This window comes from Phycisphaeraceae bacterium, assembly GCA_019636675.1.
In the GTDB taxonomy this organism is placed as follows: Bacteria; Planctomycetota; Phycisphaerae; order Phycisphaerales; family UBA1924; genus JAHBXC01.
Window position 1 is genome coordinate 1,114,252 of the sequence record JAHBXC010000001.1, and the last position, 23,944, is coordinate 1,138,195.

A 23,944-nucleotide genomic window follows, 5' to 3' on the forward strand; every position below is an offset into this window, starting at 1 on the left:
TCAGTGTCGGTAGGTGATGCGCGCCTTCGTCAGGTCATAGGGGCTCAGCTCGACCGTCACCCGATCCCCGGGGAGGATTCGGATGTAGTGCTGGCGCATCTTCCCGGATACGTAGGCCAGCACCTCAACCTCGTTGGGGAGTCGCACCTTGAACATCGCGTTCGGGAGCGCTTCCACCACTTCGGCTTCGAGCGTGAGTTTGTCGTCCTGCTTCGGCATGTCGTCCAGTGCCTCGACGCGGACCAACCGCGACGGGCGTTCCCTTTCGTTCGTTCCAGTCTCTGATCCGCGTCGGCCCCGGCCCGCCCTGGCCCGAGGGTGTGGCGGGAGCGGCTTCCAAGCCGACCCCGCCCGCGCGAACCCGCAAGTGTAGGCCCGGGTTCCCCGACGGGCGGTCAACCCGCCCCCGGAAACCTCACGGACCTTTCGTCATTCACCCGAACCGTGCCCCCCGGACCTTCGGGCCCTTCCCGTCGTCGCCGCCCAGGAACCCCGAGTAGTTCCGCATCATCAGGTTCGCCTCGATCCGCTGGATCAGGTCCAGACCGACCGCGACCACGATCAGCAGGCCCGTCCCGCCCAGGAACGCCGCCACGAAGAACGGCACCTTGAGCGAGGTCATCACCATGATCGGGATCACCGCGATCACCGAGAGGAACGCCGCGCCGACATAGGTCACGCGCTCCATCACGGTCTCGAGGTACTCCGCGGTCCTGGGCCCGGGGCGGATGCCCGGGATGAAGGTCCCGCTGTCGCGCAGCTGCTTCGACATGTCCTCGGGGTTGAACTGGACGGTCGTCCAGAAGTACGAGAAGAAGAAGATCAGCGCGACCTCGACCACCACGTAGGGGTACTCGCCCATCTGGAAGTTGCGGGCCAGGAACCGGGCCGTGTCCTGCCACCACATCGGCGACTGCATCTGGCGGGCGCTCTCGGACAGATAGCCGAACGCGACCGACGGGAAAATCATCAGCGATGTCGCGAAGATCAGGGGCATCACGCCGCCGTGGTTGATCTTCAGGGGAAGGTACGAGCGCTGCCCGCCGAACACCTTGCGCCCTCGGGTGTGCTTGGCAGCCTGCACCGGGATGCGCCGCTGCGCGACCGTGATCAGGATCGCCCCGGCCACGACGAACACGAACCCGCCGGCCAGCGCGAACACGCCCATCCACCCGAGCTTGTCGGGGTTCTGGGGCTCGAAGTTCGTGATGACCCAGCGCACCGCGTTGGGCATGCCGGCGAGGATGCCCGCCGTGATGATCAGCGAGATCCCGTTGCCGATGCCGTGCTTGTCGATCTGCTCGCCCAGCCACATCAGGAACACGGTGCCGGCGGTCATCGCCGTCACGCTCGTGACCCACCACAGCGGGTTGCGGCCCCACTCCAGGTAGACCAGGCCCTGCCCGGACGAGGTGAGGAACGAGAGCCAGCCGATCGCCTGCACGATGCACAGCGCCACGGTCAGGTATCGCGTCCACTCGAGGATCTTCTGACGACCCGAGGGCCCCTCCTGCTGCAGCTTCTTGATCTTCGGAGACACCGAGCCGAAGAGCTGCAGGATGATCGCCGCCGTGATGTAGGGCATCACGCCCAGACCGAAGATCGTCGACTGGCTGAACGACCCGCCCGAGAAGATGCCGACGAACGCCGCGAGGCGACCGACGGCGCCGCCGGCCTCCTGCTGGGCCTGGATGAACTCTCCCAGCGCCGACTGGTCGACGCCCGGGATTGGGATCCAGAACCCGATGCGATAGACCGCGATCATCCCCAGGGTGAAGAGGATGCGGTTGCGCAGGTCGGGGACCTTGAAGATGTTGGCGAACGCCTGCAGCATAACGACGGGGGCTTCCTGCTCGTGGTTCGCCGGGGGGCAACGCCCACCGACGCTTGGCCGGGTCCTTCAGCCGACGATCATTCCTCGGTCGATTCAGCGGCCGCGACGGGCGCGCCCTTCTTCTTGGCCTTGCCTCGACGGAGTTTCTTGGTCAGGTTCTTGGGAGTCAGGTCGTCGGACTGTCGGTCGATGCCGCGGATGCGGTCGCGACGCGTGCCGATCTCGGTGACGGTCCCGCCGGCCTGCTCGATGTGCTCGCGCGCCGACTTGGAGACGCGCTCCGCGTTGACGCTGAACTTCACGCCGAGCTTCTCGGTCTTCTTGAGGTCGCCCAGGATCTTGAGCGGACGCTTCTCGTCGCGGATCAGGCCCGCCTTGATCAGCGCCGCGGCGTTGATCTCGCCGCCCTTCGCGAAGTCGGGGTGGCCCACGATGTCGCCCAGGTTCACGATCCAGAACTCGGTGCGATAGTTGGCGTTGGAGAAGCCGCGCTTGGGGATGCGCCGGAAGTAGGGCATCTGGCCGCCCTCGGACGCGGCGCGCCGGGAGAAGCCGGTGCGCGACTGGGCGCCCTTGTGGCCCTTGCCCGAGGTCTTGCCCGTGCCCGAGCCGGGGCCGCGGCCCACGCGCTTGCGAGACTTGTACTTCCCGGCCAGAACCGTGATCTCGTGGATCATCATGGCTCGTATCTCACCATCTCCGCCCCTGGGGGGCGGCTTGTGCCGCGTCGGACTCGCTTGCGCTCGTGTCGCCCGATCGGCCGTGCGTGCTGGTTGTCCGCCCCGCTAGACGCGAGGCGTGAAAGACGGAGACGCCGCGAGTGACGCGGCGTGTGTGAATCGAACGGTCATCAGTGTCAGTTCGACGCGGCCGGGGCGTCGCCGCCGCCGGACTCGCCGGCCGGGGCGCCGTCGCCCTCGGGTCGCCTGCCGCGACCGCCGCCGGGCCCGCCCGGTCGACCGCCGCGACCGCCGCGACCGCCCGGCCCGCCGCGCCGGTCCTGGCCGACGGTGTTGACCGGGGCCTTGGCCTTCTCAGCGGTGCCGAACGACGAGGTGCGCATGAAGGCCTTGCCCTTCTCGACCTTCTGCTCGACCTCGGTGTCGCCGATGTCGACGCCACGGAGCGCCGCGAAGGCCTCCTTGGGCTGCAGCTGCTCGAGGGCCGCGAAGGTGGCCTTGATGATGTTCTGGGGGTTGGTCGACCCGAAGGACTTGGTCAGGCAGTCGGTCACGCCCACCATCTCGAGGACCGCGCGGACGGCGGCGCCGGCGACCACGCCCGTACCCGGCGACGCCGGGATCAGGCGGACCTGCGACGCGCCGAAGCGACCCTGGACCTGGTGAGGGATCGTGCCTCCGAAGAGTTCGACCTTCTGCATGTCCTTCTTGGCTTCCTTCTGCGCCTTCTCGATCGCAGGGGGAACCTCGTTGGCCTTGCCGTAGCCGTAGCCAACGCGCCCGCGTCGATCGCCCACGACGACCAGCGCGTTGAAGGAGAATCGGCGACCACCCTTCACGGTCGCGGCGGTGCGCGACACGTTGATGGTGGTGCTTTCAAGATGAGAGGCTTCGTCGAGCAGCTCGGCCATAACTTCGCCTGTGTCGGTTGCGCCCGGGCTGATGGTCGCCGGGCATGCGTTCGAGAATCGTTCAGGACTGTGAGACGCCCCCGGTCAGGCCCGGGGGCGGGAGACTTCGATCAGAACTGGAGCCCGCCCTCGCGGGCCGCGTCGGCGAGCGCCTTGACGCGCCCGTGATACTTGAACCCGCCGCGGTCGAAGACAACCGAGGTCACCCCGGCGGCCTTCGCGCGCTCCGCGACGATCTTGCCGACCGCCTTGGAGGCCTCGATGTTGCCGGTCTTGGCGCCCTCGCCCAAGTCGGCGGAGCACGCCGCCGCCAGCGTCTTGCCGGCCAGGTCGTCGATGACCTGGACGTAGATGTGGTTGAGCGACTTGAACACGCTCAGCCGGGGACGGTCGGGCGTCCCGCGGATGCGCTTGCGCATGCCCATCCGTCGGCGGGTGCGTCGGAGTGTCTTGGCCTTGTTCGCGTTCATCGCTCAACCTCTGTCGCGTCGGGCGTGTCTCGCCCGGGGGGATGCTTCGTGCAGGACGCTCGTCAATTCGGGCCGGATCAGGAGCCGAAGGCCTTGCCTTCCTTGCGCTTGATGACCTCTTCGAGATACTTGATGCCCTTGCCGTTGTACGGCTCGGGCTTGCGCAGGGCGCGGACCTCGGCGGCGAACTGGCCGACCGCCTGCTTGTCCGGCCCCGAGATCTTGATCTGGTTCTTCTCCACCGCGACGTTCACGCCGGCGGGGATCATCTTGGTCAGGATGTTCGCGTAGCCAAGCTTCAGGTTCAGCTTGTTGCCGGCCAGCGTCGCGCCCCAGCCGACGCCGTTGACCTCGAGGACCTTCTCGTAGCCCTTCGTCACGCCGGCGACCATGTTGTTGATGTGCGCGCGGGTCGAGCCCCAGTACGCGCGGACCTCGCGGTTGTCGTGGTCCTTCTCGTCGATCGCGATCACCACCGACTTGGCGGCGTCATCGACGACGACGGAGACCTCGGGGCGATGGGTCATCTCGAGCTTCTTGCCGGAGCTCTCGACGGTGATCTTGCGCTCGGGCAGCACCTTGACGCTGACACCAGCCGGGATGGCGACGGGCTTCTTGCCGATGCGGGACATGACTGGGAACTCCTGCTGACGCTCGTACTCGGTCGGTGCTGGCGGATGGTTCGCTGTGGGTGAAACGGTCGCTTACTGGACGACGCAGAGGACCTCGCCGCCCACGCGCTCCTGGCGGCACTTGCGATCGGACATCACGCCGCGCGAGGTGCTCACGATGCAGATGCCCAGGCCCTGCAGCGGGCGGGGCAGGTCGTCGACGCCCTTGTAGACGCGGCGACCGGGCTTGGACTCGCGGGTGAGCGAGTTCAGCACCGTCTCGCCGGTGGGGCCGTACTTCAGCTTCACGCGGATCTGGCCCTGCCCGGTGGCGTCCTCGACGGCCTCGTAGCCCTCGATATAGCCCTCGTCGCGCAGGACATCCGCGATCCCTCGATTCACCTTGGAATTGAGGCACATCACGGTCTTCTTGCGTCCGCGCAGACCGTTGCGGATTCGCGTGAGCATGTCGGCGATGGGGTCGCTCAGGGCCATGGTCGTTTCCTGGGGTCGCCGGTCGTTCGTTGGACCGGGGGTGCCTTGGGGAGTCTCTGTCGGGCGCCGCCCCTCGCTCGCCCTCGTGGGGCGCCGTCGGGGCGGGGTGATTTCGTGAGAAGAAGCGGATTACCAGCTGGACTTGCGCATGCCGGGGATCTTGCCCTCGAGGGCGAGCTTGCGGAGCATGATGCGGCTGACGCGGAACTTGCGGTAGACGCCACGAGCACGCCCGGTGATCTGACAGCGTCGAACGAGACGCGTCGAGAACTTCGGGGTCTTGTTGGCCTTGATCATCTGCGCCTTGGTGGCCATCTGGTGTCCTTCGGTCGTTCGTTCGGGTCAGAGTGGGTCAGGTACGGGTTCAGCGCCGCTCGTCGGGCTTGCGGAAGGGCATGCCGAGCTGCTCGAGGATGAAACGGCTCTTCTTGGGGTCGGAGTTCTTGAAGCAGATGTTGATGTTCATGCCGTGCGTGAAGTTCGCCTTGGCCATGTCGACCTCGGGGAACACCGCCTGCTCGGTCACGCCCATCGCGTAGTTGCCGCCCTTGTCGAAGGCCTTGTCCGGCACGCCGCGGAAGTCCTTGATGCGGGGCACCGCGAGGTTGATGTAGCGGTCGAGGAAGTGCCACATGCGATCGCGACGGAGGGTGACCATCGCGGCGGTCTCGGAGCCCTCGCGGACCTTGAAGTTCGCGACGGACTTCTTGGCCTTCACGACGACGGGCTTCTGGCCCGAGATCACCGTGAGGGTCTCGAGGACCTGGGCTCGCACGTGGGCCGGCAACTTGATGCCGTCGAGGTGGCGACCCATGTTGACGTTGATCACGACCTTGTCGACCTCGGGGAGCGCCATCGGGTTGTCGATGCCGAACTCCTTCATCGCGGCCTCACGGACCGTGCTCTTGTAGAGTTCGCGCAGGCGCGGGGGCTGGGCCGGACCGGTGTCGGCCTCGGTGGCTGCGCCCTTGTGTGTGCCTTTCGTCTTGGCCATCGCTGATGCTCGCTTCGGTCGCTGTCGTGTGTCCGGGCGTGGGTCGCACGCCGGTGGTGGGTCTGGGACGGTGGGTCAGGCCTTCTTGGGGGCCCGGGCCTTGGGGCCGCGGACGAGGGAGAGCTCTTTGCCGCTCTTGACGGCGACGCGGGCCTTGCTCCCGTCGTTCTTGACGGGGAAGCGGACTCGCGAGGCCTTCCCGTCGACGACCGGGGAGACGTTGGAGAGGTGGAAGCTGCGGTCGAGCGCGACCTGCCCGCCCTGGGGGTTGACGCGCGTGGGCTTGAGCGTCTTGACCAGGGGCTTGCGCTTCACGCCGTCGTAGACGGCGTTCGGGAACTTCACGAAGACGCGCTCGTTGTCGCCGTCGACGCGGACGATCTCGCCGACCGCGCCGCGGAAGTTGCCGGCAGTGACGATGACATTGTCGCCTTTACGGACGTGGCGTGGCATGGGTCAGACAACCTCCGTCGCGAGGGACACGATCTTCATATAGTTGCGCTCGCGGAGCTCGCGGGCGACGGCGCCGAAGATGCGCGTCCCGCGAGGGTTCCCGTCGGCGTTGATAAGGACGACCGCGTTCTCGTCGAAGCGGACATACGAGCCGTCCTCGCGCTTGGTGGGGTACGAGGTCCGCACCACGACGGCCTTGACCACGTCGCCGGCCTTCACGTCGGCGCCGGGGATGGCCTTCTTGACCGAGCACACGACGCGGTCGCCCACGCCGGCGGTGCGCCGCGTGAACTGGCCCTTGCCGGTCGAGCCGCCCAGCACGCGGATCACGTACGCGATCTTCGCGCCGGAGTTATCCGCGACCTCACACCTGGTTTCTGCCTGGATCATCGCTGTACTTCTCTTTCCGCGCCGGGGCTTCTGGCCCCGGGGTGCGGTCGGTCATCACGCTTGGGTGCTTACTCTTGCGGGGCGCGCTCGACGATGCGGGCGATCCGCCAACTCTTGGACTTGCTCATGCGCCGGCAGGGCACGATCTCGACGCGGTCCCCGAGGCGGGACTCGTTGTTCTCGTCGTGCACCTGCAGGCCCGTGCGATGACGCACGTACTTGCCGTACTTGGGGTGCTTCGCCATGTACTCGATCACGACGCGACGGGTCTTCGCGTTGCGGTCCGAGTCGACGATGCCGATGTGCGCGCCGACGGTCTTGCCGGACTCGTTCGCGCCCGTGTTGTTCGCCTGCGCTGCGCTCATGCCGTCGCCTTCTTCTGCTTCCTGGCGTTCTCTTCGGTGAGGATCCGGGCGATCTGGCGCCGGACCTTCGTGAACTGGGAGGGGTCCTCGATCTTCTCGGTCACCGACTGCGTGCGCAGCTCGTAGAGGCGCTCGCGGAGTCGCTTGAGCTCGATGCCGATCTCGGCGTCTTTCATCTTGTGGACTTCAGCCACAAGCTCGCTGTTCTTCTTGGCCATGGTCGTGTGCTCTCGCTTGCTCGGTGGTCGGCGCTCAGGCGCTCACTCGCCGCGTCACGAAGCGGCACTTGACGGGCATCTTCATCGCGACGCGCACCAGCGCCTGCTTCGCGATGCTCTCGGGCACCCCGCCGATCTCGTACAGGACCGTGCCGGGCTTCACGCGCGCCGCCCAGTACTCCACGTCCGCCTTGCCCTTGCCCATTCGGGTCTCGAGGGGCTTCTTGGAGATGGGCTTGTCGGGGAACACGCGGATGTACATCTGGCCTTCGCGCTTCAGGAAGTGCTGGGCCGCGATTCGTCCCGCCTCCAGCTGACGCGCGGTGAGCCACACGCCCTCGAGGGACTGCAGACCGAAGTCTCCGAAGGCGACATAGTTGCCCTTCGTCGCCTTGCGGTCGCGGACGCGACGCATCTCCTTGCGGAACTTGACTCTCTTCGGCATCCGGGGCATCGGACGGGACTCCTGACAATCACGCGCCGTGCGTCGGCGCGGGGGGATTCAAACGGGACAGTGCGATCAGCGACGACCTCGGGCGCGAGGACGGGCGCCCGCGGCGCGGGAGTCGACCTCGGGGATCTCGATCGTCTCGCCGTACAGACCGGTGTAGACCCAGACCTTCACGCCGATCTGGCCGGCGGTCGTCAGCGACTCGGAGAACCCGTAGTCGATGCGGGCCTGGAGGGTGGACAGGGGCAGCGAGCCAAGGCGGACATCCAGCACGCGCGACATCTCGGCGCCGCCGAGGCGACCGGAGATGCGGATGCGAACGCCCTTGGCCCCGCTCTGGAGCGCCGCCTCGGCGCGCATCTTGACGATGCGACGGAACGAAGCGCGCTTCTTGAGCTGCTCGGCGATGCCCTCGGAGATGAGCTGCGCGTTGATGTCGGGGTTCTTGATCTCGAGGATGTTGATCGAGACCTTGCGACCCGTCATGTACTGCAGCTCTTCGGTCAGACGCTCGACCTCGGCGCCCTTGGGCCCGATGACCAGGCCGGGGCGAGCCGTCTTCACGATGATCTTGAGCTCTTCGCGGGTGCGCTCGATGTCGATGTCCGACACCGCCGCGAACGGGGGCGTGCGGTTCAGGCGCTTATCGAGGAACTCGCGGATCTTGAAGTCCTCGACCAGGAGCTCGCCGAACAGCGCCTTGGGCGCGTACCAGCGGCTCTTGTGGGGCTCGGTGATGCCGACTCGCAGGCCGTAGGGGTGGGTTTTCTGTCCCATTACTTCTGCTCCACTCCGACGACGATGTGCGAGATGCGCTTGCGGATGGTGTGGGCCCGGCCGCGATCCTTGGGGTGGAAGCGCTTGATGATCGGCCCGCCGTCGACGCGCGACTCGGCGACGACCAGCGCGCCGACATCGGCGTTGGCCTGCTCGGCGTCGGCGATGGCGGCGGTGAGGGTCTTGCGGACATCCACCGCGGCGCGCTTGGGGTTGAACCGCAGCGCCGAGAGGGCCTTCTCGACCGGCATCCCGCGGATCATGTCCGCGACGAGCCGGGCCTTGCGCGCCGAGCCGCGGACGAAGCGTCCCTGGCTCGTGAAGCGCACGAACTCGGTGGGCTCGGCGCCGACCGCCTGCGCGATCGCCTGCACGTGGGCCACGCGGCATCGCGGGTGGTTGCGCCCGGCGAGCCAGTTGTTGACGGCGGAGTGCGCGTCGCGATGGCTCATGCCGGTCGCTTCGACCGCGTGCGCGAGCGCGTCGCGAGAGACGCTGCTGCGCGTCGCCAGTCGCTTCAGTTTGTCGGGGTTGATGACCACTGGGTCGTTCCTGCTTCAGCGAGAGACGCGTCGGGATGACGCGGGGTGAATCGACGGTGCCTGACGGTGAGCGGCGTCAGCCGCCCGACTTGATGCCTTCCTTCTTGTTCGTGTGCCCGCGGAAGGTGCGGGTGGGGCTGAACTCCCCGAGCTTGTGCCCGACCATGTCCTCGGTGACGAACACGTCGAGAAACGCACGCCCGTTGTGGACCTTGAAGGTGTAGCCCACGAACTCCGGGACGATGGTGCAGGCGCGAGCCCATGTCTTGATGGGTTCGCGACGGTTCTGCGCGGCGAGCTTCTCCACCTTGCGGTAGACGCTCTCCACGACATGGGGACCCTTCTTGAGCGATCGTGCCATCGTGTGTGACCTGCCTCAGAGCGTGAGCTGACCGTAGCGCCTGCTGCGGCGACGACGGATGATGAGTTTGTTCGACGCCTTCTTCTTGTCGCGCGTCGGGCCGCCCTTGGCGAACACGCCCGACGGGCTGACCGGCGGACGACCGGTCTTGGACTTGCCTTCGCCGCCGCCCAGCGGGTGGTCGTTGTGGTTGCGAACGATCGCGCGGGTGATCGGGCGGATGCCCTTGTAGCGCGAACGCCCGGCCTTGCCCCAGCGCACGTTCTGGTGGTCGGTGTTGCCGACCTGACCGATCGTCGCGAGGCAGTCGACGCTGACCTGGCGGATTTCACCGGAGGGGAGCACCAGCGTCGCCATCCCCGCCTCGCGGTTGGTCAGGCGGGCGTACATCCCGGCGGAGCGGCACATCTGCCCGCCCTTGCCGGGGAAGAGCTCGATGCAGTGCACGTTCAGACCGGTGGGGATGAACTTGAGAGGCATCGCGTTGCCCGGCTTGGGCTCGACGGCCTTGGTGTCGTAGATGATCGTGTCGCCGTCCTTCACGCCCACGGGCGCGAGGATGTAGCGCTTGACGCCGTCGGCGTACTCGATCAGGGCGATGTGGCAGGTGCGGTTCGGATCGTACTCGATGCCGACGACCTTGCCGGGGACGCCCGCGCGATCGGCTCGCTTGAAGTCGATCTTGCGGTACATCTGCTTGTGGCCGCCGCCGCGACCGCGCGACGTGATGATGCCGCGGCTGTTGCGCCCGCCCGTCTTGGGCTTGGGGGCGAGCAGCGACTTCTCGGGCTTCTTCTTGGTAACCTCGACGTGGAGGTTCACCGACGAATTGCGCCGGCCAGGGCTCGTCGGGTTGTAGACGCGGATGGGCATGGGTCGCCTCGTCGTACGGTCAAGCGCCTCGCGGCGCGGGATTCACGGGGGTCGGACGGATCAGAACAGTTCGATCTTGTCCTCGGGGTGGAGCTTCACGTACGCCTTCTTGGTCGTACGCCCGGGGACATAGCCGAAGCGGGTGCGCCGGTTGGAGCCCCGCTGGTTGACGGTGTTCACGCCGATCACGCGCACGCCGTAGAGCTCCTGGACCGCGCGCTTGATGTCGTCCTTGCGGGCGGTGCGCGAGACCTCGAAGAGGTAGCGGTTGTGATCGGTCGCGCTCGCGGTGCCCTTCTCGGAGAGCATCGGACGCTTGATGATGTAATGGGCTTCCATCACGCGGCCTCCTGCGTCTTACGCGTGCGGATGTTCTTCGCGTTCTTGTCCATCTTGCTGCTCGAGCCGGACAGCCACGCCTCGAGATCGCCCCTGGTGATCACCATGTAGCGGTGATTGAGCATCTCGAAGCAGGTGAGCTGATCGACGGGGACGGTGGTGACGCCCTCGAGGTTCGAAGCGGACTTGCGCGCGTTCTCGTTGTCGTGGGGGATCGCGACCAGGCAGGAGCGATCGATCTTGCACGCGTCGAGGAGGTCCTTGAACGCGCGGGTCTTCGGCTCGCTGAAGGTGATCGCGTCGACGACGCGGACCTCGTTGTCCAGCAGCTTGGCGAGCAGCGCGTTGCGGTTGGCCTTGCGGCGCATCTTGACGGGCATGTCCAGGCGGAAGTCCTCGCGGGTGCGGGTCTTCGCGAACGCCACGCCGCCGCCCTTGCGGATCGGCGAGCGGACCGTGCCGGCGCGTGCGTTGCCGGTGCCCTTCTGACGATAGATCTTGCGCGTCGAGCCCTCGATGCCCGAGCGGCTCTTCGTGCGGGCAGAGCCCTGGCGCCGGTTCGCGTGGTAGCGAACATACGCCTGCTTGATCAGGGAGGGGTTGACCTCGCCGCCGAGCGACTGCTCGTCGATCGAGAAGGTCCCGACCTGCTTGCCCTGCATATTGAGAACGGGGACTTCCATGGAATCCTCGATCGTTCGCCTCTGTGCGCCCCGAGATCGTCTCGAGGTCGCTGATTCGCCTTGGCCGGGCGTCGCGAAGGTTTCGCGATGCGTCCGACCGGTGACTCGGCGTCACTATCCCGTTGCTGTCGTGCCCGCCGGTTTCCTCGAAAGGACCTCGCGGGCTGGTCGGCCGCCGCCGAACTCGTCGCGGCCGACCCGGGTCAAACTCGATTCACACGCCGCGCGCCGTCGCGTGGCGAAAGACAGTCATTCGATCGCTCAGCCCTTCATCGCCGCGGCCTGCTTCCGCGCCTTGGACTTGTAGAGGCGCGTGGGGAGGGAGACCTCGACCACGCCCTTGTTGGGTCCGGGGACCGGGCCCTTCACGAGCAGCAGGTTGCGCTCCGCGTCGACCTTGATCACGTCGAGCGAGCGGATGGTGACGCGCTCGTTGCCGAGCTGGCCGGACATCTTCTTGCCCTTGCGCAGGCCGCCGCCGAGACCGCGGTTCGAGCCGTGGCCGCCGATGGAGCCGGGCGAGCGGTGCTTGCGCTCGACGCCGTGCGAGGCCTGCTGGCCCTTGAAGTTCCAGCGCTTCATCGTGCCCTGGAAGCCCTTGCCCTTGCTGGTCGCCGCGACATCGACGAACGCGATGTTCTGGAGCGAGTCGACCGTCAGGGTCTGCCCGAGGGTGTAGTTCGCGAGGTCCTTCTCGTCGACCCGGAACTCGGCGTGACGAGCGAGCGGCGCAGAGCCGGCCTTCGCGTCGTGCCCGATCATCGGGATGGTCGAGTTGCGAGGCTTGGCCTCGCCGTAGCCGATCTGCACGGCGGAATAGCCGTCGACCTCGGGGGTGCGGACCTGCGTGACGATGCAGGGACCGACCTCGATCACGGTGACGGGGATATTGACCCCACCTTCCGTGAAGTAGCGGGTCATCCCGATTTTCTTGCCAAGAAGCATGAGCGACATGGCTGCGTCGTCCTTACAGGGGAATGCGGTCGTGGAGGGGAGCGTGACGGGGTAGGGAACTGGAAGAGGCCGGTCCCTCGCGAGTTTCTCGCGGGCGCCGGCCTCGGTGTAGGTCAGGCCTTGATCTTGATGAAGACGCCGGCGGGCACGACGAGGCGGTTCAGGGCCTCGACGGTTCGCGCGTTCGCTTCGGTGATGTCAATGATGCGCTTGTGCGTGCGGATCTCGAACTGCTCGCGCGATTTCTTGTCGACGTGCGGCGAGCGGAGAACGGTGTAACGCTCGATCCGCGTCGGAAGGGGGACCGGGCCGGCGACGCGTGCGTTGGTGCGCTTCGCGTGCTCGACGATCTCCTTGGCGGAGGAATCGAGGGCCTGGTGGTCGTAGGCCTCCATCCGGATTCTGATTTTCGCGCCAGTCATCGTTAGTCCTGCGTTCTAAAGAATCCGCGAGTCAGTGCGTCGCCGTGCGTGGAGGGCGGGGGTGGATCGGGCCGATGGACACACGCCGCGGCGTTTTCAGCCGCTCTCGATGGCCCCTCACATCCATCGCGAGGGGTGCCTTCGAGCAAATGCTGGCATGTGGGTCATCAACCCGACTGCGCCCACCAGCGCGCCGGGAGCCGCGTAGGGTAGACCCCGCCGGGGGCGTGTCAAGGATGCGCTCCTGACGTGACGAAGATTTCGCGAAGGCGACGAGCGCTCCCGGCGCACGATCCGCGCCTTCGCCGGCGCACACAACCCCCCTGCCGTTCGGATCGTAGAGTCTCTCCACATGCCCACCAACGCACGCTCCATCCCGGGCGCCCTCGCCGTCCTCCTTGGGTCAACGCTCGCGCTCCCCCCCGCCGCGAGCGCCGCCCTCGACGCGCAGCCCGCCGCCGGACGCCAGGCCGCTGACGCTCCGTTCGCCCTCCAGCCGCAGCGAACCAGTTTCCCGATTCTGGGGATGTCGGTCCGTCTCCCGGAAGGCGCCGTGCTCCAGACCTCCGAACTGGGGACCAACCGTCAATCCATCACACTGATCGCGCCCGGAGGCGAGTGGACGATCCGGGTCCTCGACCGTCGGTCGGGCGACCGCCTCTCCTCGCCCTTCGAGGTCGCGACCGAGCTGCAGAAAGAGCTGGTCTCGACGCGCCAGGCAGTCGACCCCAGAACAGGGCGTCAGGCCGCCGCCGTCAGCGTCGAACCGATCGAGGACGACCTGACCGTCGGGCAGGCGCCGGCGGCCCGGTTCTACGCCGGGTTCATCTCGACGGCGAACCAGCCGGTCGTCGCCGGGTACACGATCGCCCTCGCCGAGCCGGGTCGTTTCCTGATTTTCCAGCTCGAAGCCCCAAGCCAGCAGACCACCCGCGCGACCGACCTCTACGAGCGCATGCTCGAGACCGTCGAGATGCGCAACCCCGGCGACGTGGCCGCCCAGCGGGTCGCCGCCGTCCGAGCCGGCAACGCGTTCCTGGCGTCGCTTCCCGCGAGCGAGTACCTCGCCGCCCTCCCGCGCGACCCGGTCCGCTGGACGCGCACCGTGACGAAGGACCCCTCCTCCACCGATGGCTTCCGCGAGGTCGCCTACCAGCGCGTCGAGATGCGCACCGGCAAGCGCGGCGAGCTGAACCCGGCCCGGCCCTCGTCCCGCTGGACCCCCAGCGAGATGGAAGACGGCGTGCTCGTCAAAATCGAGGCCCGCGCCGTCGCCCCCGCGGGCTCGGGCCTCCAGATCGTGGACTCGCAGTCGATCTCCTGGCTCAAGCTCGACTCCAAGGGTCGCGGCGAAGAGGCGTGGTCGCTGCGCATGGTCCTGCGTGAAAGAGGACGCGACAGCGTCTATTCCGAGGTCGGCGCCCGCCTGGGCGACCAGCTCGTCGTGACGGTCAACGCGCCCGGCGCCCAGCCGATCGAAAAGTCATGGAAGATCCCATCCGAGGGCTACCTCTCGCAGGCCGAGACGCACCTCCTGCCGCGACTGCTCGCGCGCGCCGGTGTCCTGACCGACATGGCGTTCTACGCGTATTCGTCGTCGCTGACCGAGATCAAACTCCGCACGGAGCGACTGACGCGCCTCGATCCCACAGACGCCAGCGACGAGACGCTCCCCCCGGACGCCGTCTGGACGCTCTCGAGCGAGATCACCGAGGGGCTCGCCCCGCGCGTGCTCATTCTCAACAGCGAGGGCGACGTCCTCCAGGGAAGGATGCCCGACCAGTCAATGGTGGCGCCCTCCAACCCCGAAGAGATCCGCGCGATCTGGCGTCGCAAGGGCCTGCCCACCGACATGGGCACGAACCCGGGGCGCTGAGCGTCCGGACGGATCGGGCACGCCGTCGCGCTGTCAACGCTCGGATATGGATGTTTCGTCGGTCAGCCGCCCATGTCGTCGTCGAGCCCGGCCGGCTCGTCGTCGGTCTCGGCCGGCTCGGTCGGCTCGGTCGGCTCGGTCGGGGCTGGCGCCGGGGTCTCGCCCTTGAGCGAGGCGGCCAGCGCCTCGAGCGATTCGACCGCGCGATCGACCGTCGCCTTCGCGTCGCCCGTCACGCGACCGGCCCCGCTGCGAAGCGAGGCGGCAGAATCTCCGTACGCCGCGCCCGCGGCGCGCGAGGCCTCGCCCGCCTTGGCGCGCAACGCGTCGGCGAACGCGCCGGCGTCGCCCGCGACGCCCGGTCGACCGGGCAGCTCCGCGAGGAACGCCAGAGTCATGACGCCCTGCTCGAAGATCGTCGCGCGCTGGCGCTGGGCATCGCCCAGACCCTGCTGGGCCGCGCCCAGCGCGAGGCGCGTCGCGGCGCTGTTGCCCTGCGCGGCGCGACGCAGCGTGCCGATCGCCTGCTCATACGCGCGGATCGCGTCGCTCGACGCGGCCTCGAACCCGGTCTCGAGCTGCGTGCGCAGCGTCGCGAGCGATTCGGTCAGCGCACGCATCGCGCCGTCGGCGGCGTTCTGCGCAATCTGCGCGTCGTCGAGCCGACGACGGCGCTCGCCCTCGATCTCGGACTTGGTCTTCTCGAGCTGCGCCGAGAGCGCCCGGAGCTGCTCGAGCCGGATCTCCGCGTTGCGAAGCTCGGGGCGGAGCACCTCGGCCTGGGCCAGCAGGTCAGACGCCGCACGCTCGTGCTGGGCAGCGCGCCGCGAGACACCGTGCGCACGCTCGGTGAGTTCGGCGCGTTCCTGCGAGCCGGCGCGGATGGCGCGCTCGCGGATCTGCGCCTCTTCGGCGCGGATCGCACGCCCCTGATCGCCCTGTTCCTGCGCGCGCCGGTTGAGCTGCGCGATCTGCGCCAGCACGCCCTCGCGATCGATGCGCGACTGCTCGATCTCGCTCGCGACGCGCTGCGCCTCGCCGGCCAGACGATCGAGATCGGCGCCCGAATCGCCGGTCCGCATCGCCGCGGCCCGCGCCGTGTGGCTGGCGAACTCCGCCCCCAGCACGCGCATCCTCGACAGCTCCGACGCGGCCGCCTGCGCCTGCTCGGACGCTTCCAGCAGACGCAGCTGCGCCAGCCCGGCCTGCGCCTCGCCCATCAGGGCGAACGCTGTCTGCTGGCTCACGCCCTCGAGCGAGGACGCCTCGGACTGGAGCGAGCTGACCACGCTCTGGTAGACCTTGCGACGCTCCCCGGGGGGCGCCGCCACCCCGCCCGCCGTCACCGAGAGCATCTTCGCCTGCGCCTCGGCCAGCGCCTGGGGAACCGTGCCCCCCTGGTCGCAGCCCGAGAGGCCCGCGGCCAGGCCGCAGAGGAGCGCGATCGCGGCGGTGCGACGGAAAGCGTTGGTGTGCTTGAACTTCTGAGCGGTGGTCATGCTGGGTCTCGGCGTCAGCGTCAGGTCCACCCGAGGGACCGAAGGGCGGGAGTGTAGCAATGCCTGCCCCCGAAGGGTCGGAGACCCGATCGTCGCGACCCTACGCCACCGCACGCCGCCCGGTTCCGCGTCGGTGCGCCGCCGGGACGCTCAGCGACGACGCTCGGGCGAGCCGGCGTCGCGCGCCTCCGGCGCCTGGCGCGCCGCTTCGCCCGGGGGCGTGTAGTCGATCTCGTACTCCGAACGGGGCCGGTACATCGACTCGATCCACGCGACCGCCTCGCGGAAACGTCGATCGGCCGGCGTGCGGAACACGGGACGCCAGCCCCGAACATCGGGGTGCGGCCTGTACGCGTTCTGGCGCGTCATGCCCATCTGCATCAGGATCGAACGCTCGGGGGTCTGCCAGTCGATGAGCGCCTGCCCGTCGTTGGTGCGATACCGGTCGAGGATCAGGAAATTCGTGTACACGCTCTGCTCGGCCCCCATCCTGCGCCGGTAGAGGGTCAGACCGCTCGCGTTCGCGTCGCCGTGGCAGCCCGAGGTCGAGCAGTTCTGGAGCAGCCAGGTGGTCTGCACCGAATCGCGGAACCGGCGCATCGGCTCGACGTCGCCCATCACCTGCACCTCGCCGTACAGGTCCCTCGCCTGCAGGCGGAACATGATGTCGAGGATCTCTGCAGGGGGCTTGCGATAGAACGCCTCGCGCTCGACGCGCGTCGCCGGGAGCAGCGGGTCGCCCGCGAAACGCTCGAGCAGCTTCGTGATGGTCTCTCGCTTGATCAGGATCTTCGCCGGCCTCGAGAGATCAAGCTCGTACACCTTCATCAGCGCGACCTGCTGCGGCGAAAGCAGCGGGAAATCGCTGCGCTGACCCAGCGGGACCGGCCTCCCGGACCGCTCCATGTGCTCGATGGTCGCGTCGTCGTCGTCCGTCGCGCCGGACAGATCGTCGATGTCGTCGTCTGCCGGCGCCGAGGGGCGGGGGGTCGAACCGGGCGCGGAACCGGGGGCCGCGGCCGGCGTCCGCTCGCGCTGGCGCGCCTCGCGCCGGTCGCGGAACTCGATCTGCCTCGACACAAGCTCGCGCAGATTCCTCGCGCGGTCGTTGAAGCGGTCGACCTCGAGGATGTGATCCAGCTCGCGCATCGCCTCGTCGAGCAGCTGCACGCTGCGAAGCCACTCCGCGACGAGCAGAAGCCGGTCCACGTCGGCGTCGTCGATGAGCGACCGCATCTGCTCGTACCGCTTGCGCAGCGGCATCTGCAGCTCAACCCGCTCCACAGAGTCTGTCGGGATCCGCGCCTCCACCCCGGCGACGCGCAGCACGATCCAGTCCCGGTCGCGCGAGACGAACCGCCCGGCGAGGCGCTGCCCGTCCCTCTGCACCAGCACGATGTCGTACTCCAGGCGCTGCACGCGCTCGCGCGGGAAATCCTGCACGACGCCCTCGACGCTGATCGAGATGGTCTCCGCCGAGATCGCCGTCAGAACGCCGGTGAGACGCCCCCCGCCGACGAGGACCGCGGTGACCTCCATGTCCGGGGTCGGCTCGACGCGGAGCGCCGCCGTCGCGAGGTCCGCCGCCTGCTGCGCGCCGGCCGGGGCGATCCAGACCAGCGCGCCGCCCCCGGCGAACGCGAGAAGAGCCGCGTGGATCGCGCCGAGACGGGATGGGCGTCTGAGAAGGGGAGGCACTCTGGTCATCATGCGCCGCGTGGGTGGGGTGTGTCCACTCGCTCCGGTTGGTTGTCGAGCGATACGCCCCACGACGGGCCCCGGTTGCCCCCTCTGGCCCCGATGACACCGCCGCACCGGACCCGGGACGCTCAGGCCGCCTGGCGCAGCACGCTCATCGCGTTGGGGTCTTCCTCGACCACCGCGACCGCGCTGAGGCGCTGCGTCTCGTCTCGCAGGAGGTCGGTCACCACCGGCTGCCCGTTCTGGTTGAGGTGGATCATCACCGGCCCGCGCAGCTCGCGCCGGAATCGCGCGGTGAACGCGCCGACGCGCACCGTCACGCCGGCGTGGATCCTGGCGCTGATCGTCGCCTTCACGGTCGAGTGCGCGCGCACGGAGTCGAGCAGACGCATCGAGACATTCTCGAGCGAGCTCGTGTAGCCCGAAAGCGTCGAGATCTCGTACTGAAGCTCCGTCGCTCGCTCCGCCTGGGTGGGCGTCAGCTTCTTCCCGGCGAGCTGCTGGAGCTGGCGCTGCTCCCCCATCGTCTTGTCCAGACGCGAGCCGATCCTGCCTTTCAGCTCCATCGCGCGACTCAGCAGGCCCTCCGCCTCGGGCACGCGCCCGAGGATCAGCTCCGTCGGCGCGCCGGACTCGGACCCCAGCGTGTCGATCACGCACTCGCCCGCGACCGCGACGCGACCGCCCATGATCGACCCCGTCGGCGCGCGCAGGTTCCGGCCGATCGAGAGATCGCAGTTCACGATCTCGCGCTCGATCGCGGCGTCGCGCATCACGCGCCCCTTCACCTGGTCCAGGTATTTCGTGTGCAGGTCGCGACCGACGTGCAGCAACCCCTTGCCGCGCGACGCGACCCCGCCCAGGAGCGTGGCGTTCCGCCAGGTCTTGACCGTCGCGGCCTCCACCAGCGCGCGGACCGTCAGCGACCCCTCGATCGAGACCACGAACCCGTCGCGCACGCCCTTCTCGACGATCAGCGAGCACGGGAGCTCGATGTTCCCCGTCGTGAAGTCGACGAACCCCGGGATGGTGACCTCGCCGGAGACGCGGATCATCGTCTCGCCGACCTCGAGCGCGCCCGAGACCTTCGCGAAGAGCTCGTGGCCGCGCCGCTCCACGCTGTGGTGCAGTCGCTGCGCCGCTTCTCTGCCCGGGCGGGCGACGACCGTCCTCCCGGTCACGCCCACGCCGTCGACGCCGGGCGTGGGATCGATGACACGCGCGATCCGATCGCCCTCGCGCACCGCGAGAAAGATCGAACGCGCGTGGTGGTCCACAGCGCCCTCTTTCGATCCGGGCGCAAGACCCTCGATCCCGTCGTCATCGATGCGCGCACGCGCGAAGTCGGCGACCAGCTCGATGCGCCCCTGCTCCCCGTGCCTGGCGGGGGCGCCCCGCGCGACGACCCGCTCGACCTCCTCGTCGGGCGGCGCGGCGCGGCACTGCGCTATGAACGCCTCAACCTCGGGCTTCTCGACGGTGTCGGTGCGGACCCGTGCGTCGGCGAGCAGCGCCGTCACAAGCTCGGCGCTGACCAGCGCGCGGTCGACACCGGCAGGGGCGCGCAGCGACGCGGCCAACCCGTCGGCGCTGACGACCACCTCGATGGGCTCCCTGTCCGACATCCTCACACCTCCGCCGTCGCGGGCGGGCGGCAGGGACCGCGATCCCCCGGGCTCGGATCACGCCGCCTGCGCGGGCGCCTTGCTGACCGTCTCGGTGATGCGCTGGCTCAGCACATCGGGGGTGAACGGCTTCACGACATAGTTGTTGACGCCCGCCTTGATGGCCTCGATGACGCGGGTCTTCTCCGCCTCGGTCGTGACCATGATGATGGGCGTCACCTTGTCGCGCTGGCGGTACTGCTTGACGAAGGTCAGCCCGTCCATGTTGGGCATGTTCCAGTCAACCAGCAGCAGGTCGGGCTTGAAGGCCCCCACCTTGCTCAGCGCGTCCTGCCCGTCGCAGGCCTCCTCGACCTCGTGCTGGCCGAGCTGCGCGATGACGGACTTCTGAATGTTGCGCATCGTGCGCGAATCGTCGACGAGAAGAATTCTCATGGCTGTTCCCTCACTCACGCGGCCTTGATAGACGCGGCGACAGCCGCCTCCTGGATCGCGATCTGGAGCAGCATCTCGCCGCAGTCCGTCTCGCAGGGGATCACGACGGTCGGCAGGTCCTTCTGCTTCGCGATCGTGTGGTTCGGGCCCAGCACCACGCTCGGGCACGAGATACTGACCTTCTTCCCCTGGAACATCGCCTTCGCGCCGCCCGACACCATGTTCACCAGCTCGCCCAGCGCGTCGGCGAAGTCGGGGCTGTCCGCCGCGACCTCCGTGCCGGAGAACAGCGACACGATCCGGCGAGCCGTCTCGGTCGGGAAACTCAGGATCACCGAGCCGACGACGTCGCCGCTCATCCCGATGATGCTGGAAACATCGGCGCCAGATTCAGCCCCCGTCTTGATGCGCGGCTCCTTCACCTGCACGGGAAGGTTCAGCATCGTCGAGAACACGTTCTGCACACTCACGATGAACGGCGTGATGTAGGTGGGATCCATCCGTGCTCGCTCCGTCGGTTAGCAACCCTGTCGACGAGCGTGGCGCGATCACGCCCGCTCCCTATATTGCGAATCGGTCCGATCCGACCCGCGGTTCAATCCCGTCAGCTCACTCTCGGCCGGGGATTTCCCTTGTTTCATGCGGCACGACGCCGCCCCCCCGCCGCGGGCCCCTGGGTCCCGGGGGATCCCGGGCTCGCCGCAGAAGTCTGGGGCGTCAGGGGCGGGACGCCGCGCCCGACGCGCGACTCCTGGGTCGCGAGACTCAGCAGACGCGAGACATCGATGATCAGACTCGCCTCGCCCTCGTCGCCCACGGTCGCGCCGCTGACCGGCGCCTGACCGGCGACGCTGTTCTCGAGCGACTTCACCACGATCTCGCGCTGTCCGATAAGTCTCGACACCAGCAGGCCGGCGGTCTGCCCGTTCATGCTCAGCACCACCGCGAACGGGCTGGACGACCGCCGGTCGGCAGGCACCCCGAACAGCGTGCACCCGTCGATCAGCGGCAAGACCTCGTCGCGCAGACGCATCACCGGGCGACCGTGGATCGTCGACAGCGCCGCGGGCTCGGGCTTCACGATCTCGAGGATGTTCCCCAGCGGGATCGCGTACTCCTCCTCGCCCAGGCCGACGACCATCGCGTCGAGGATCGCCACGGTCAGCGGGATCGCGATCGACACCGTCGTGCCCTCGCCCTGCTTGCTCCGCAGCGTGATGGTGCCCTTCACCTTCTCGATGTTCGTGCGCACCACGTCCATGCCCACGCCGCGACCCGACAGGTCCGTGACCTGCTCCGCGGTCGAGAAGCCCGGCGCGAAGATGAACGCGAACGCCTGCTGATCCGTCATCGCGGCGCCCTCTTCGGGCGTGCAGAGCCCGCGCTCGACGGCGCGCTTCAGGATCCGCTCGCGATCGAGCCCGCGCCCGTTGTCGCTGATCTCGACGAGCACGTGCTCGCCCTCGTGCCGGGCGCGAAGGGTGATGGTGCCCGTCTCGTCCTTCCCGGCGGCGCGCCTGGCCTCGGGGGTTTCGATCCCGTGGTCCGACGAGTTCCGGAGGATGTGCACCAGCGGGTCGCCCAGCTGCTCGATGACGGACTTGTCGACCTCGGTGTCGCCGCCCTCGATCACGAGGCGCAGCTTCTTGTTCGTGGAGCGCGAAAGGTCGCGGATCAGGCGCGGATAGCGCCCGAAGAGCTTATCGAGGGGCTGCATGCGCGTGCGCATGACCGCGAGCTGCAGGTCGCCGCAGACGCGGTCGAGATCACTCGCCCCCTGCGCCAGCGCGTCGCGCAGGTCGCGAGGCACCACCTCGATGGCCCCGACACGCCGCGTGATCGCCGCGACGCGGTTCTTCTGCAACACAAGCTCGCCGACCAGGTCGAGCAGCGCCTCCAGACGCACGACGTCCACGCGGATCGTGGCGCCGCCGGCGGCGCCCACGCCCTGCCCGCCGCGATCGCCCTGCGCGTCGGCGCCGTCGGGCGCGTGGTCGGGGTCGGCGCCGGTGGTCGCTCCGGAAACAGCGTTGGCGACTGGGGCGACGACGGGGGCGATTGGGGCGACGGGGGCTCCAGGGGTCGATGCGCCCGGGAGGGCGCCGCCGCTGTCCACCAGCAGCGCGTCCTGTGGCCCGGCGCCGGGCGCGAGCATCGCGGACTCTTCGATCGGGTTGCCCATCGCCAGGTCGGTGATGCGATCGAGCAGGTCGCCGGGGTCGAAGCCGCAGACCGTGCGATCGCGCAGCGCCGACGCGTGCTCACGAAGGAGCGCGCACGCCGCCCGCAGGCGTGGCTGGAGCTGCGCGAGCGTCTCATCGCGAAGCGAAGCGACGCGCTCGGCGGCGACCTCGATCGACTGCATCAGGTGCGAGAGCGACGCGAGCTCGAAGAACTCGATGGTCGCCACCGTCGGCCCGCAGTTCTCGAGGATCGTCTGCGCGCAGTCGTCGCGCGTCGCCGGGTCCGCGAGGCCCTCGACCGCGCCGTCGATGCGCAGCGCGGCCTCTTCGAAATCGGCGACCATGAAGTCGAGCAGGTCGTTCTTGTGCGCCGGCAGGACCAGCGGGGTGCGCGTCGGGTCGATCGCCGGCGCCCGCGTCGGCGCAGCAGCCGCCGCACCGGAGGGCGCGTGCGCGCCGGCGCTGCTCTCCCCGAGCTTGGTGAGGGCCGCGACCAGCGCGGGGCGGGCCGGCGTCAGCGCCTCGCAGGTCTGCAGCTGCGCGAGGTGGCCCTTGATCACGTCGGCGCCCTCGAGCAGGAGGTCCATGACCTCACGCGTGACGAGCAAGCCGCCGCGACGGGCGTTGTTGAGCGCCTCCTCGGCGGCGTGCGCCACGCGCACCAGCTCGGTGAGCGAGAGGAAGCTGGCGCTTCCCTTGATCGTGTGCAGCGCGCGGAAAACCCTGTTCAGCAGCTCCGGGTCGGTCGGCGACTCTTCGAGGAGCACGAGATCGCCGTCGAACTGCTCGAGCAGTTCGCCCGACTCGGTGATGAAGTCCTGCAGCAACTCTGGGTCGAACTCGTGCACGCTGGGTCGCCTTTCGGTGTGGCTGGGGAGTGCCGGCGTCGGTCACACGCCGGGGCGCGTCGCGCTCAGGAGCCCGGAAGACGAGGGTGCGACAACCTTTCGATAGCAGAAACCCTGCGGGATCGACAGGGGCTGGAACGGAGTGTTCAAGTCGCGCAGCGTCTCGCTGTGCCCGATGAACATCGTCCCGTCGACCGCGAGCTGCTCGGCGAAGGTGTTGATCACCTGCTCCTTCATGGCCTTGTCGAAGTAGATCAAGACATTGCGGCAGAAGATCACGTCCCACGTTCCGTGGCGCTTCGCGCCCAGACGGTCCTTCAGGTTGTGATGCTCGAAGTTGACCATCGACTTGATCGTCGGGTCGACGATGAACAGCGGGCCGTTCTTCTTGAAGTACCGCTCCATGGCGAGCGAGGGCGTCGAGCGGATCGAGTAGGTGGTGTACTCGCCCTTGGTCGCCACCTCGAGCGCCTTCTCCGAGATATCGGTGCCCAGGATCTCGACGCGCCAGTCGGCGAGGCGGACGCCCAGCGTCCGGTGGACGAGCATCGCGAGGGTGTAGGGCTCCTCGCCTGTGCTGCACGCCGCCGACCAGATGCGCAGACGCTTGGAGGTCGCACGCTTCTCGAGCAGTTCGGGGAGGATCTGCTTCTCGAAGACGTCGAGCTGCGGCTCGTTGCGGAAGAACGAGGTCTCGTTGATCGTGATGCGGTTGAACATCTCCTGGAACTCGTCGTCCCGGTACGGGCCGACGGTCAGGAAGGTGATGTACTGGTCGTAGCTCTCGAACTCGAGCTCCTGCAGGCGGCGCCCAAGCCGGGATTCGAGGACGTACTTCTTCGTGTCCTGGAAATAGATCCCCGAGCGGTCATAGATGACCTTGCGCAGCTTGGTGAACTGCGCATCGCTCAGCTTCGGCGAAGCGGTGATGCTCATCGCGTCTCGACCTCTCTT

At 68.3% G+C, this 23,944-nt stretch carries 30 protein-coding genes; 1 reads left to right on the forward strand and 29 read right to left on the reverse strand.

Annotated elements, in window-relative coordinates; translation table 11 throughout:
• The 22 genes from infA to rpsJ all read right to left on the reverse strand — a co-directional run bounded on the left by infA (position 1) and on the right by rpsJ (position 12,823).
• On the reverse strand, positions 1–219 hold the full coding sequence (gene infA, locus KF684_04800; GenBank protein MBX3352231.1) for a translation initiation factor IF-1: 219 nt from the start codon (positions 217–219) through the stop codon (positions 1–3).
• A 214-nt stretch (positions 220–433) separates the two neighbouring features.
• A complete protein-coding gene (secY, locus tag KF684_04805; protein MBX3352232.1) occupies positions 434–1,831 on the reverse strand; it encodes a preprotein translocase subunit SecY in 1,398 nt (465 codons plus the stop codon).
• Positions 1,832–1,911: 80 nt separating this feature from the next.
• Positions 1,912–2,514: a 50S ribosomal protein L15 gene (gene rplO / locus KF684_04810; protein ID MBX3352233.1), complete on the reverse strand. Its 603-nt coding sequence runs from the start codon at positions 2,512–2,514 to the stop codon at positions 1,912–1,914.
• A 176-nt stretch (positions 2,515–2,690) separates the two neighbouring features.
• Positions 2,691–3,425 carry a 30S ribosomal protein S5 gene (rpsE, locus tag KF684_04815; protein ID MBX3352234.1) on the reverse strand — a complete coding sequence of 245 codons (735 nt, stop codon included), beginning with the start codon at positions 3,423–3,425 and terminating at the stop codon, positions 2,691–2,693.
• Positions 3,426–3,535: 110 nt separating this feature from the next.
• A complete protein-coding gene (rplR, locus tag KF684_04820) occupies positions 3,536–3,895 on the reverse strand; it encodes a 50S ribosomal protein L18 (protein MBX3352235.1) in 360 nt (119 codons plus the stop codon).
• 77 nt (positions 3,896–3,972) lie between these two features.
• Complete coding sequence (gene rplF / locus KF684_04825) at positions 3,973–4,527, reverse strand: 50S ribosomal protein L6 (GenBank protein MBX3352236.1); 555 nt, start codon at positions 4,525–4,527, stop codon at positions 3,973–3,975.
• Between the two features lie 72 nt (positions 4,528–4,599).
• Positions 4,600–5,001 carry a 30S ribosomal protein S8 gene (gene rpsH / locus KF684_04830; protein MBX3352237.1) on the reverse strand — a complete coding sequence of 134 codons (402 nt, stop codon included), beginning with the start codon at positions 4,999–5,001 and terminating at the stop codon, positions 4,600–4,602.
• 129 nt (positions 5,002–5,130) lie between these two features.
• Complete coding sequence (locus tag KF684_04835; GenBank protein MBX3352238.1) at positions 5,131–5,316, reverse strand: type Z 30S ribosomal protein S14; 186 nt, start codon at positions 5,314–5,316, stop codon at positions 5,131–5,133.
• Positions 5,317–5,365: 49 nt separating this feature from the next.
• The gene (rplE, locus tag KF684_04840) at positions 5,366–5,995 is read right to left on the reverse strand and encodes a 50S ribosomal protein L5 (GenBank protein ID MBX3352239.1); all 630 of its coding nucleotides are present in this window, start codon (positions 5,993–5,995) and stop codon (positions 5,366–5,368) included.
• 75 nt (positions 5,996–6,070) lie between these two features.
• Entirely contained in the window at positions 6,071–6,448 is a 378-nt protein-coding gene (gene rplX / locus KF684_04845) for a 50S ribosomal protein L24 (protein MBX3352240.1), read from the reverse strand.
• Between the two features lie 3 nt (positions 6,449–6,451).
• Entirely contained in the window at positions 6,452–6,838 is a 387-nt protein-coding gene (rplN, locus tag KF684_04850) for a 50S ribosomal protein L14 (GenBank protein ID MBX3352241.1), read from the reverse strand.
• A gap of 68 nt (positions 6,839–6,906) precedes the next feature.
• Positions 6,907–7,203, reverse strand: coding sequence for a 30S ribosomal protein S17 (gene rpsQ / locus KF684_04855; GenBank protein ID MBX3352242.1), 297 nt, complete (start codon positions 7,201–7,203; stop codon positions 6,907–6,909).
• Positions 7,200–7,421 carry a 50S ribosomal protein L29 gene (gene rpmC / locus KF684_04860; GenBank protein ID MBX3352243.1) on the reverse strand — a complete coding sequence of 74 codons (222 nt, stop codon included), beginning with the start codon at positions 7,419–7,421 and terminating at the stop codon, positions 7,200–7,202. Before rpmC ends, rpsQ begins: the two co-directional genes overlap by 4 nt.
• Before the next feature lie 34 nt (positions 7,422–7,455).
• On the reverse strand, positions 7,456–7,875 hold the full coding sequence (gene rplP, locus KF684_04865; GenBank protein ID MBX3352244.1) for a 50S ribosomal protein L16: 420 nt from the start codon (positions 7,873–7,875) through the stop codon (positions 7,456–7,458).
• Positions 7,876–7,941: 66 nt separating this feature from the next.
• A complete protein-coding gene (gene rpsC, locus KF684_04870) occupies positions 7,942–8,649 on the reverse strand; it encodes a 30S ribosomal protein S3 (protein ID MBX3352245.1) in 708 nt (235 codons plus the stop codon).
• Complete coding sequence (gene rplV, locus KF684_04875) at positions 8,649–9,101, reverse strand: 50S ribosomal protein L22 (GenBank protein MBX3352246.1); 453 nt, start codon at positions 9,099–9,101, stop codon at positions 8,649–8,651. The genes rpsC and rplV overlap by 1 nt, the downstream gene beginning before the upstream one ends.
• A 166-nt stretch (positions 9,102–9,267) precedes the next feature.
• On the reverse strand, positions 9,268–9,552 hold the full coding sequence (gene rpsS, locus KF684_04880) for a 30S ribosomal protein S19 (GenBank protein ID MBX3352247.1): 285 nt from the start codon (positions 9,550–9,552) through the stop codon (positions 9,268–9,270).
• 15 nt (positions 9,553–9,567) lie between these two features.
• Positions 9,568–10,425: a 50S ribosomal protein L2 gene (rplB, locus tag KF684_04885; protein MBX3352248.1), complete on the reverse strand. Its 858-nt coding sequence runs from the start codon at positions 10,423–10,425 to the stop codon at positions 9,568–9,570.
• A 60-nt stretch (positions 10,426–10,485) separates the two neighbouring features.
• Positions 10,486–10,764, reverse strand: a complete 279-nt coding sequence (gene rplW, locus KF684_04890; GenBank protein ID MBX3352249.1) for a 50S ribosomal protein L23 — start codon at positions 10,762–10,764, stop codon at positions 10,486–10,488.
• Complete coding sequence (gene rplD, locus KF684_04895; GenBank protein ID MBX3352250.1) at positions 10,764–11,447, reverse strand: 50S ribosomal protein L4; 684 nt, start codon at positions 11,445–11,447, stop codon at positions 10,764–10,766. The genes rplW and rplD overlap by 1 nt, the downstream gene beginning before the upstream one ends.
• Positions 11,448–11,708: 261 nt before the next feature.
• The gene (gene rplC, locus KF684_04900) at positions 11,709–12,401 is read right to left on the reverse strand and encodes a 50S ribosomal protein L3 (protein MBX3352251.1); all 693 of its coding nucleotides are present in this window, start codon (positions 12,399–12,401) and stop codon (positions 11,709–11,711) included.
• A 113-nt stretch (positions 12,402–12,514) separates the two neighbouring features.
• On the reverse strand, positions 12,515–12,823 hold the full coding sequence (gene rpsJ / locus KF684_04905) for a 30S ribosomal protein S10 (GenBank protein ID MBX3352252.1): 309 nt from the start codon (positions 12,821–12,823) through the stop codon (positions 12,515–12,517).
• Positions 12,824–13,175: 352 nt separating this feature from the next.
• Between rpsJ and KF684_04910 the strand changes: the two genes are divergently transcribed.
• Positions 13,176–14,699: a hypothetical protein gene (locus KF684_04910; GenBank protein ID MBX3352253.1), complete on the forward strand. Its 1,524-nt coding sequence runs from the start codon at positions 13,176–13,178 to the stop codon at positions 14,697–14,699.
• Positions 14,700–14,761: 62 nt separating this feature from the next.
• On the opposite strand, the gene KF684_04915 is transcribed toward KF684_04910, so the two are convergent.
• The 7 genes from KF684_04915 to KF684_04945 all read right to left on the reverse strand — a co-directional run bounded on the left by KF684_04915 (position 14,762) and on the right by KF684_04945 (position 23,926).
• Positions 14,762–16,198, reverse strand: coding sequence for a hypothetical protein (locus KF684_04915; protein MBX3352254.1), 1,437 nt, complete (start codon positions 16,196–16,198; stop codon positions 14,762–14,764).
• Positions 16,199–16,348: 150 nt separating this feature from the next.
• The gene (locus KF684_04920) at positions 16,349–17,896 is read right to left on the reverse strand and encodes a hypothetical protein (GenBank protein MBX3352255.1); all 1,548 of its coding nucleotides are present in this window, start codon (positions 17,894–17,896) and stop codon (positions 16,349–16,351) included.
• A 131-nt stretch (positions 17,897–18,027) separates the two neighbouring features.
• The gene (locus tag KF684_04925) at positions 18,028–19,524 is read right to left on the reverse strand and encodes a DUF342 domain-containing protein (GenBank protein ID MBX3352256.1); all 1,497 of its coding nucleotides are present in this window, start codon (positions 19,522–19,524) and stop codon (positions 18,028–18,030) included.
• Positions 19,525–19,581: 57 nt separating this feature from the next.
• Positions 19,582–19,959: a response regulator gene (locus KF684_04930; protein ID MBX3352257.1), complete on the reverse strand. Its 378-nt coding sequence runs from the start codon at positions 19,957–19,959 to the stop codon at positions 19,582–19,584.
• 14 nt (positions 19,960–19,973) lie between these two features.
• Positions 19,974–20,459 carry a chemotaxis protein CheX gene (locus KF684_04935; GenBank protein MBX3352258.1) on the reverse strand — a complete coding sequence of 162 codons (486 nt, stop codon included), beginning with the start codon at positions 20,457–20,459 and terminating at the stop codon, positions 19,974–19,976.
• A gap of 137 nt (positions 20,460–20,596) precedes the next feature.
• Complete coding sequence (locus KF684_04940) at positions 20,597–22,990, reverse strand: chemotaxis protein CheA (GenBank protein MBX3352259.1); 2,394 nt, start codon at positions 22,988–22,990, stop codon at positions 20,597–20,599.
• Positions 22,991–23,032: 42 nt separating this feature from the next.
• Positions 23,033–23,926 (reverse strand): protein-glutamate O-methyltransferase CheR, encoded by an 894-nt coding sequence (locus tag KF684_04945; protein MBX3352260.1) that lies wholly within the window; start codon positions 23,924–23,926, stop codon positions 23,033–23,035.
• Positions 23,927–23,944 lie beyond the last annotated feature (18 nt).

Excerpts from the sequence above, each read along its gene's own strand:
- rpsH (MBX3352237.1), bottom strand. The coding sequence starts at position 5,001 with ATGGCCCTGAGCGACCCCATCGCCGACATGCTCACGCGAATCCGCAAC.
- rpsS (MBX3352247.1), bottom strand. The coding sequence starts at position 9,552 with ATGGCACGATCGCTCAAGAAGGGTCCCCATGTCGTGGAGAGCGTCTAC.
- rpsE (MBX3352234.1), bottom strand. The coding sequence starts at position 3,425 with ATGGCCGAGCTGCTCGACGAAGCCTCTCATCTTGAAAGCACCACCATC.
- rplE (MBX3352239.1), bottom strand. The coding sequence starts at position 5,995 with ATGGCCAAGACGAAAGGCACACACAAGGGCGCAGCCACCGAGGCCGAC.
- infA (MBX3352231.1), bottom strand. The coding sequence starts at position 219 with ATGCCGAAGCAGGACGACAAACTCACGCTCGAAGCCGAAGTGGTGGAA.
- rplC (MBX3352251.1), bottom strand. The coding sequence starts at position 12,401 with ATGTCGCTCATGCTTCTTGGCAAGAAAATCGGGATGACCCGCTACTTC.
- rplB (MBX3352248.1), bottom strand. The coding sequence starts at position 10,425 with ATGCCCATCCGCGTCTACAACCCGACGAGCCCTGGCCGGCGCAATTCG.
- rplW (MBX3352249.1), bottom strand. The coding sequence starts at position 10,764 with ATGGAAGCCCATTACATCATCAAGCGTCCGATGCTCTCCGAGAAGGGC.
- KF684_04945 (MBX3352260.1), bottom strand. The coding sequence starts at position 23,926 with ATGAGCATCACCGCTTCGCCGAAGCTGAGCGATGCGCAGTTCACCAAG.
- rplR (MBX3352235.1), bottom strand. The coding sequence starts at position 3,895 with ATGAACGCGAACAAGGCCAAGACACTCCGACGCACCCGCCGACGGATG.
- rpsJ (MBX3352252.1), bottom strand. The coding sequence starts at position 12,823 with ATGACTGGCGCGAAAATCAGAATCCGGATGGAGGCCTACGACCACCAG.
- KF684_04925 (MBX3352256.1), bottom strand. The coding sequence starts at position 19,524 with ATGTCGGACAGGGAGCCCATCGAGGTGGTCGTCAGCGCCGACGGGTTG.
- rplF (MBX3352236.1), bottom strand. The coding sequence starts at position 4,527 with ATGTCCCGCATCGGCAAGAAGCCCGTCGCCATCCCGGCTGGTGTCAGC.
- KF684_04935 (MBX3352258.1), bottom strand. The coding sequence starts at position 20,459 with ATGGATCCCACCTACATCACGCCGTTCATCGTGAGTGTGCAGAACGTG.
- KF684_04930 (MBX3352257.1), bottom strand. The coding sequence starts at position 19,959 with ATGAGAATTCTTCTCGTCGACGATTCGCGCACGATGCGCAACATTCAG.
- KF684_04910 (MBX3352253.1), top strand. The coding sequence starts at position 13,176 with ATGCCCACCAACGCACGCTCCATCCCGGGCGCCCTCGCCGTCCTCCTT.
- rplO (MBX3352233.1), bottom strand. The coding sequence starts at position 2,514 with ATGATGATCCACGAGATCACGGTTCTGGCCGGGAAGTACAAGTCTCGC.
- rplP (MBX3352244.1), bottom strand. The coding sequence starts at position 7,875 with ATGCCCCGGATGCCGAAGAGAGTCAAGTTCCGCAAGGAGATGCGTCGC.
- rplX (MBX3352240.1), bottom strand. The coding sequence starts at position 6,448 with ATGCCACGCCACGTCCGTAAAGGCGACAATGTCATCGTCACTGCCGGC.
- rplN (MBX3352241.1), bottom strand. The coding sequence starts at position 6,838 with ATGATCCAGGCAGAAACCAGGTGTGAGGTCGCGGATAACTCCGGCGCG.
- rpsQ (MBX3352242.1), bottom strand. The coding sequence starts at position 7,203 with ATGAGCGCAGCGCAGGCGAACAACACGGGCGCGAACGAGTCCGGCAAG.
- rplD (MBX3352250.1), bottom strand. The coding sequence starts at position 11,447 with ATGGAAGTCCCCGTTCTCAATATGCAGGGCAAGCAGGTCGGGACCTTC.
- rplV (MBX3352246.1), bottom strand. The coding sequence starts at position 9,101 with ATGAGCCATCGCGACGCGCACTCCGCCGTCAACAACTGGCTCGCCGGG.
- KF684_04915 (MBX3352254.1), bottom strand. The coding sequence starts at position 16,198 with ATGACCACCGCTCAGAAGTTCAAGCACACCAACGCTTTCCGTCGCACC.
- rpsC (MBX3352245.1), bottom strand. The coding sequence starts at position 8,649 with ATGGGACAGAAAACCCACCCCTACGGCCTGCGAGTCGGCATCACCGAG.
- KF684_04835 (MBX3352238.1), bottom strand. The coding sequence starts at position 5,316 with ATGGCCACCAAGGCGCAGATGATCAAGGCCAACAAGACCCCGAAGTTC.
- rpmC (MBX3352243.1), bottom strand. The coding sequence starts at position 7,421 with ATGGCCAAGAAGAACAGCGAGCTTGTGGCTGAAGTCCACAAGATGAAA.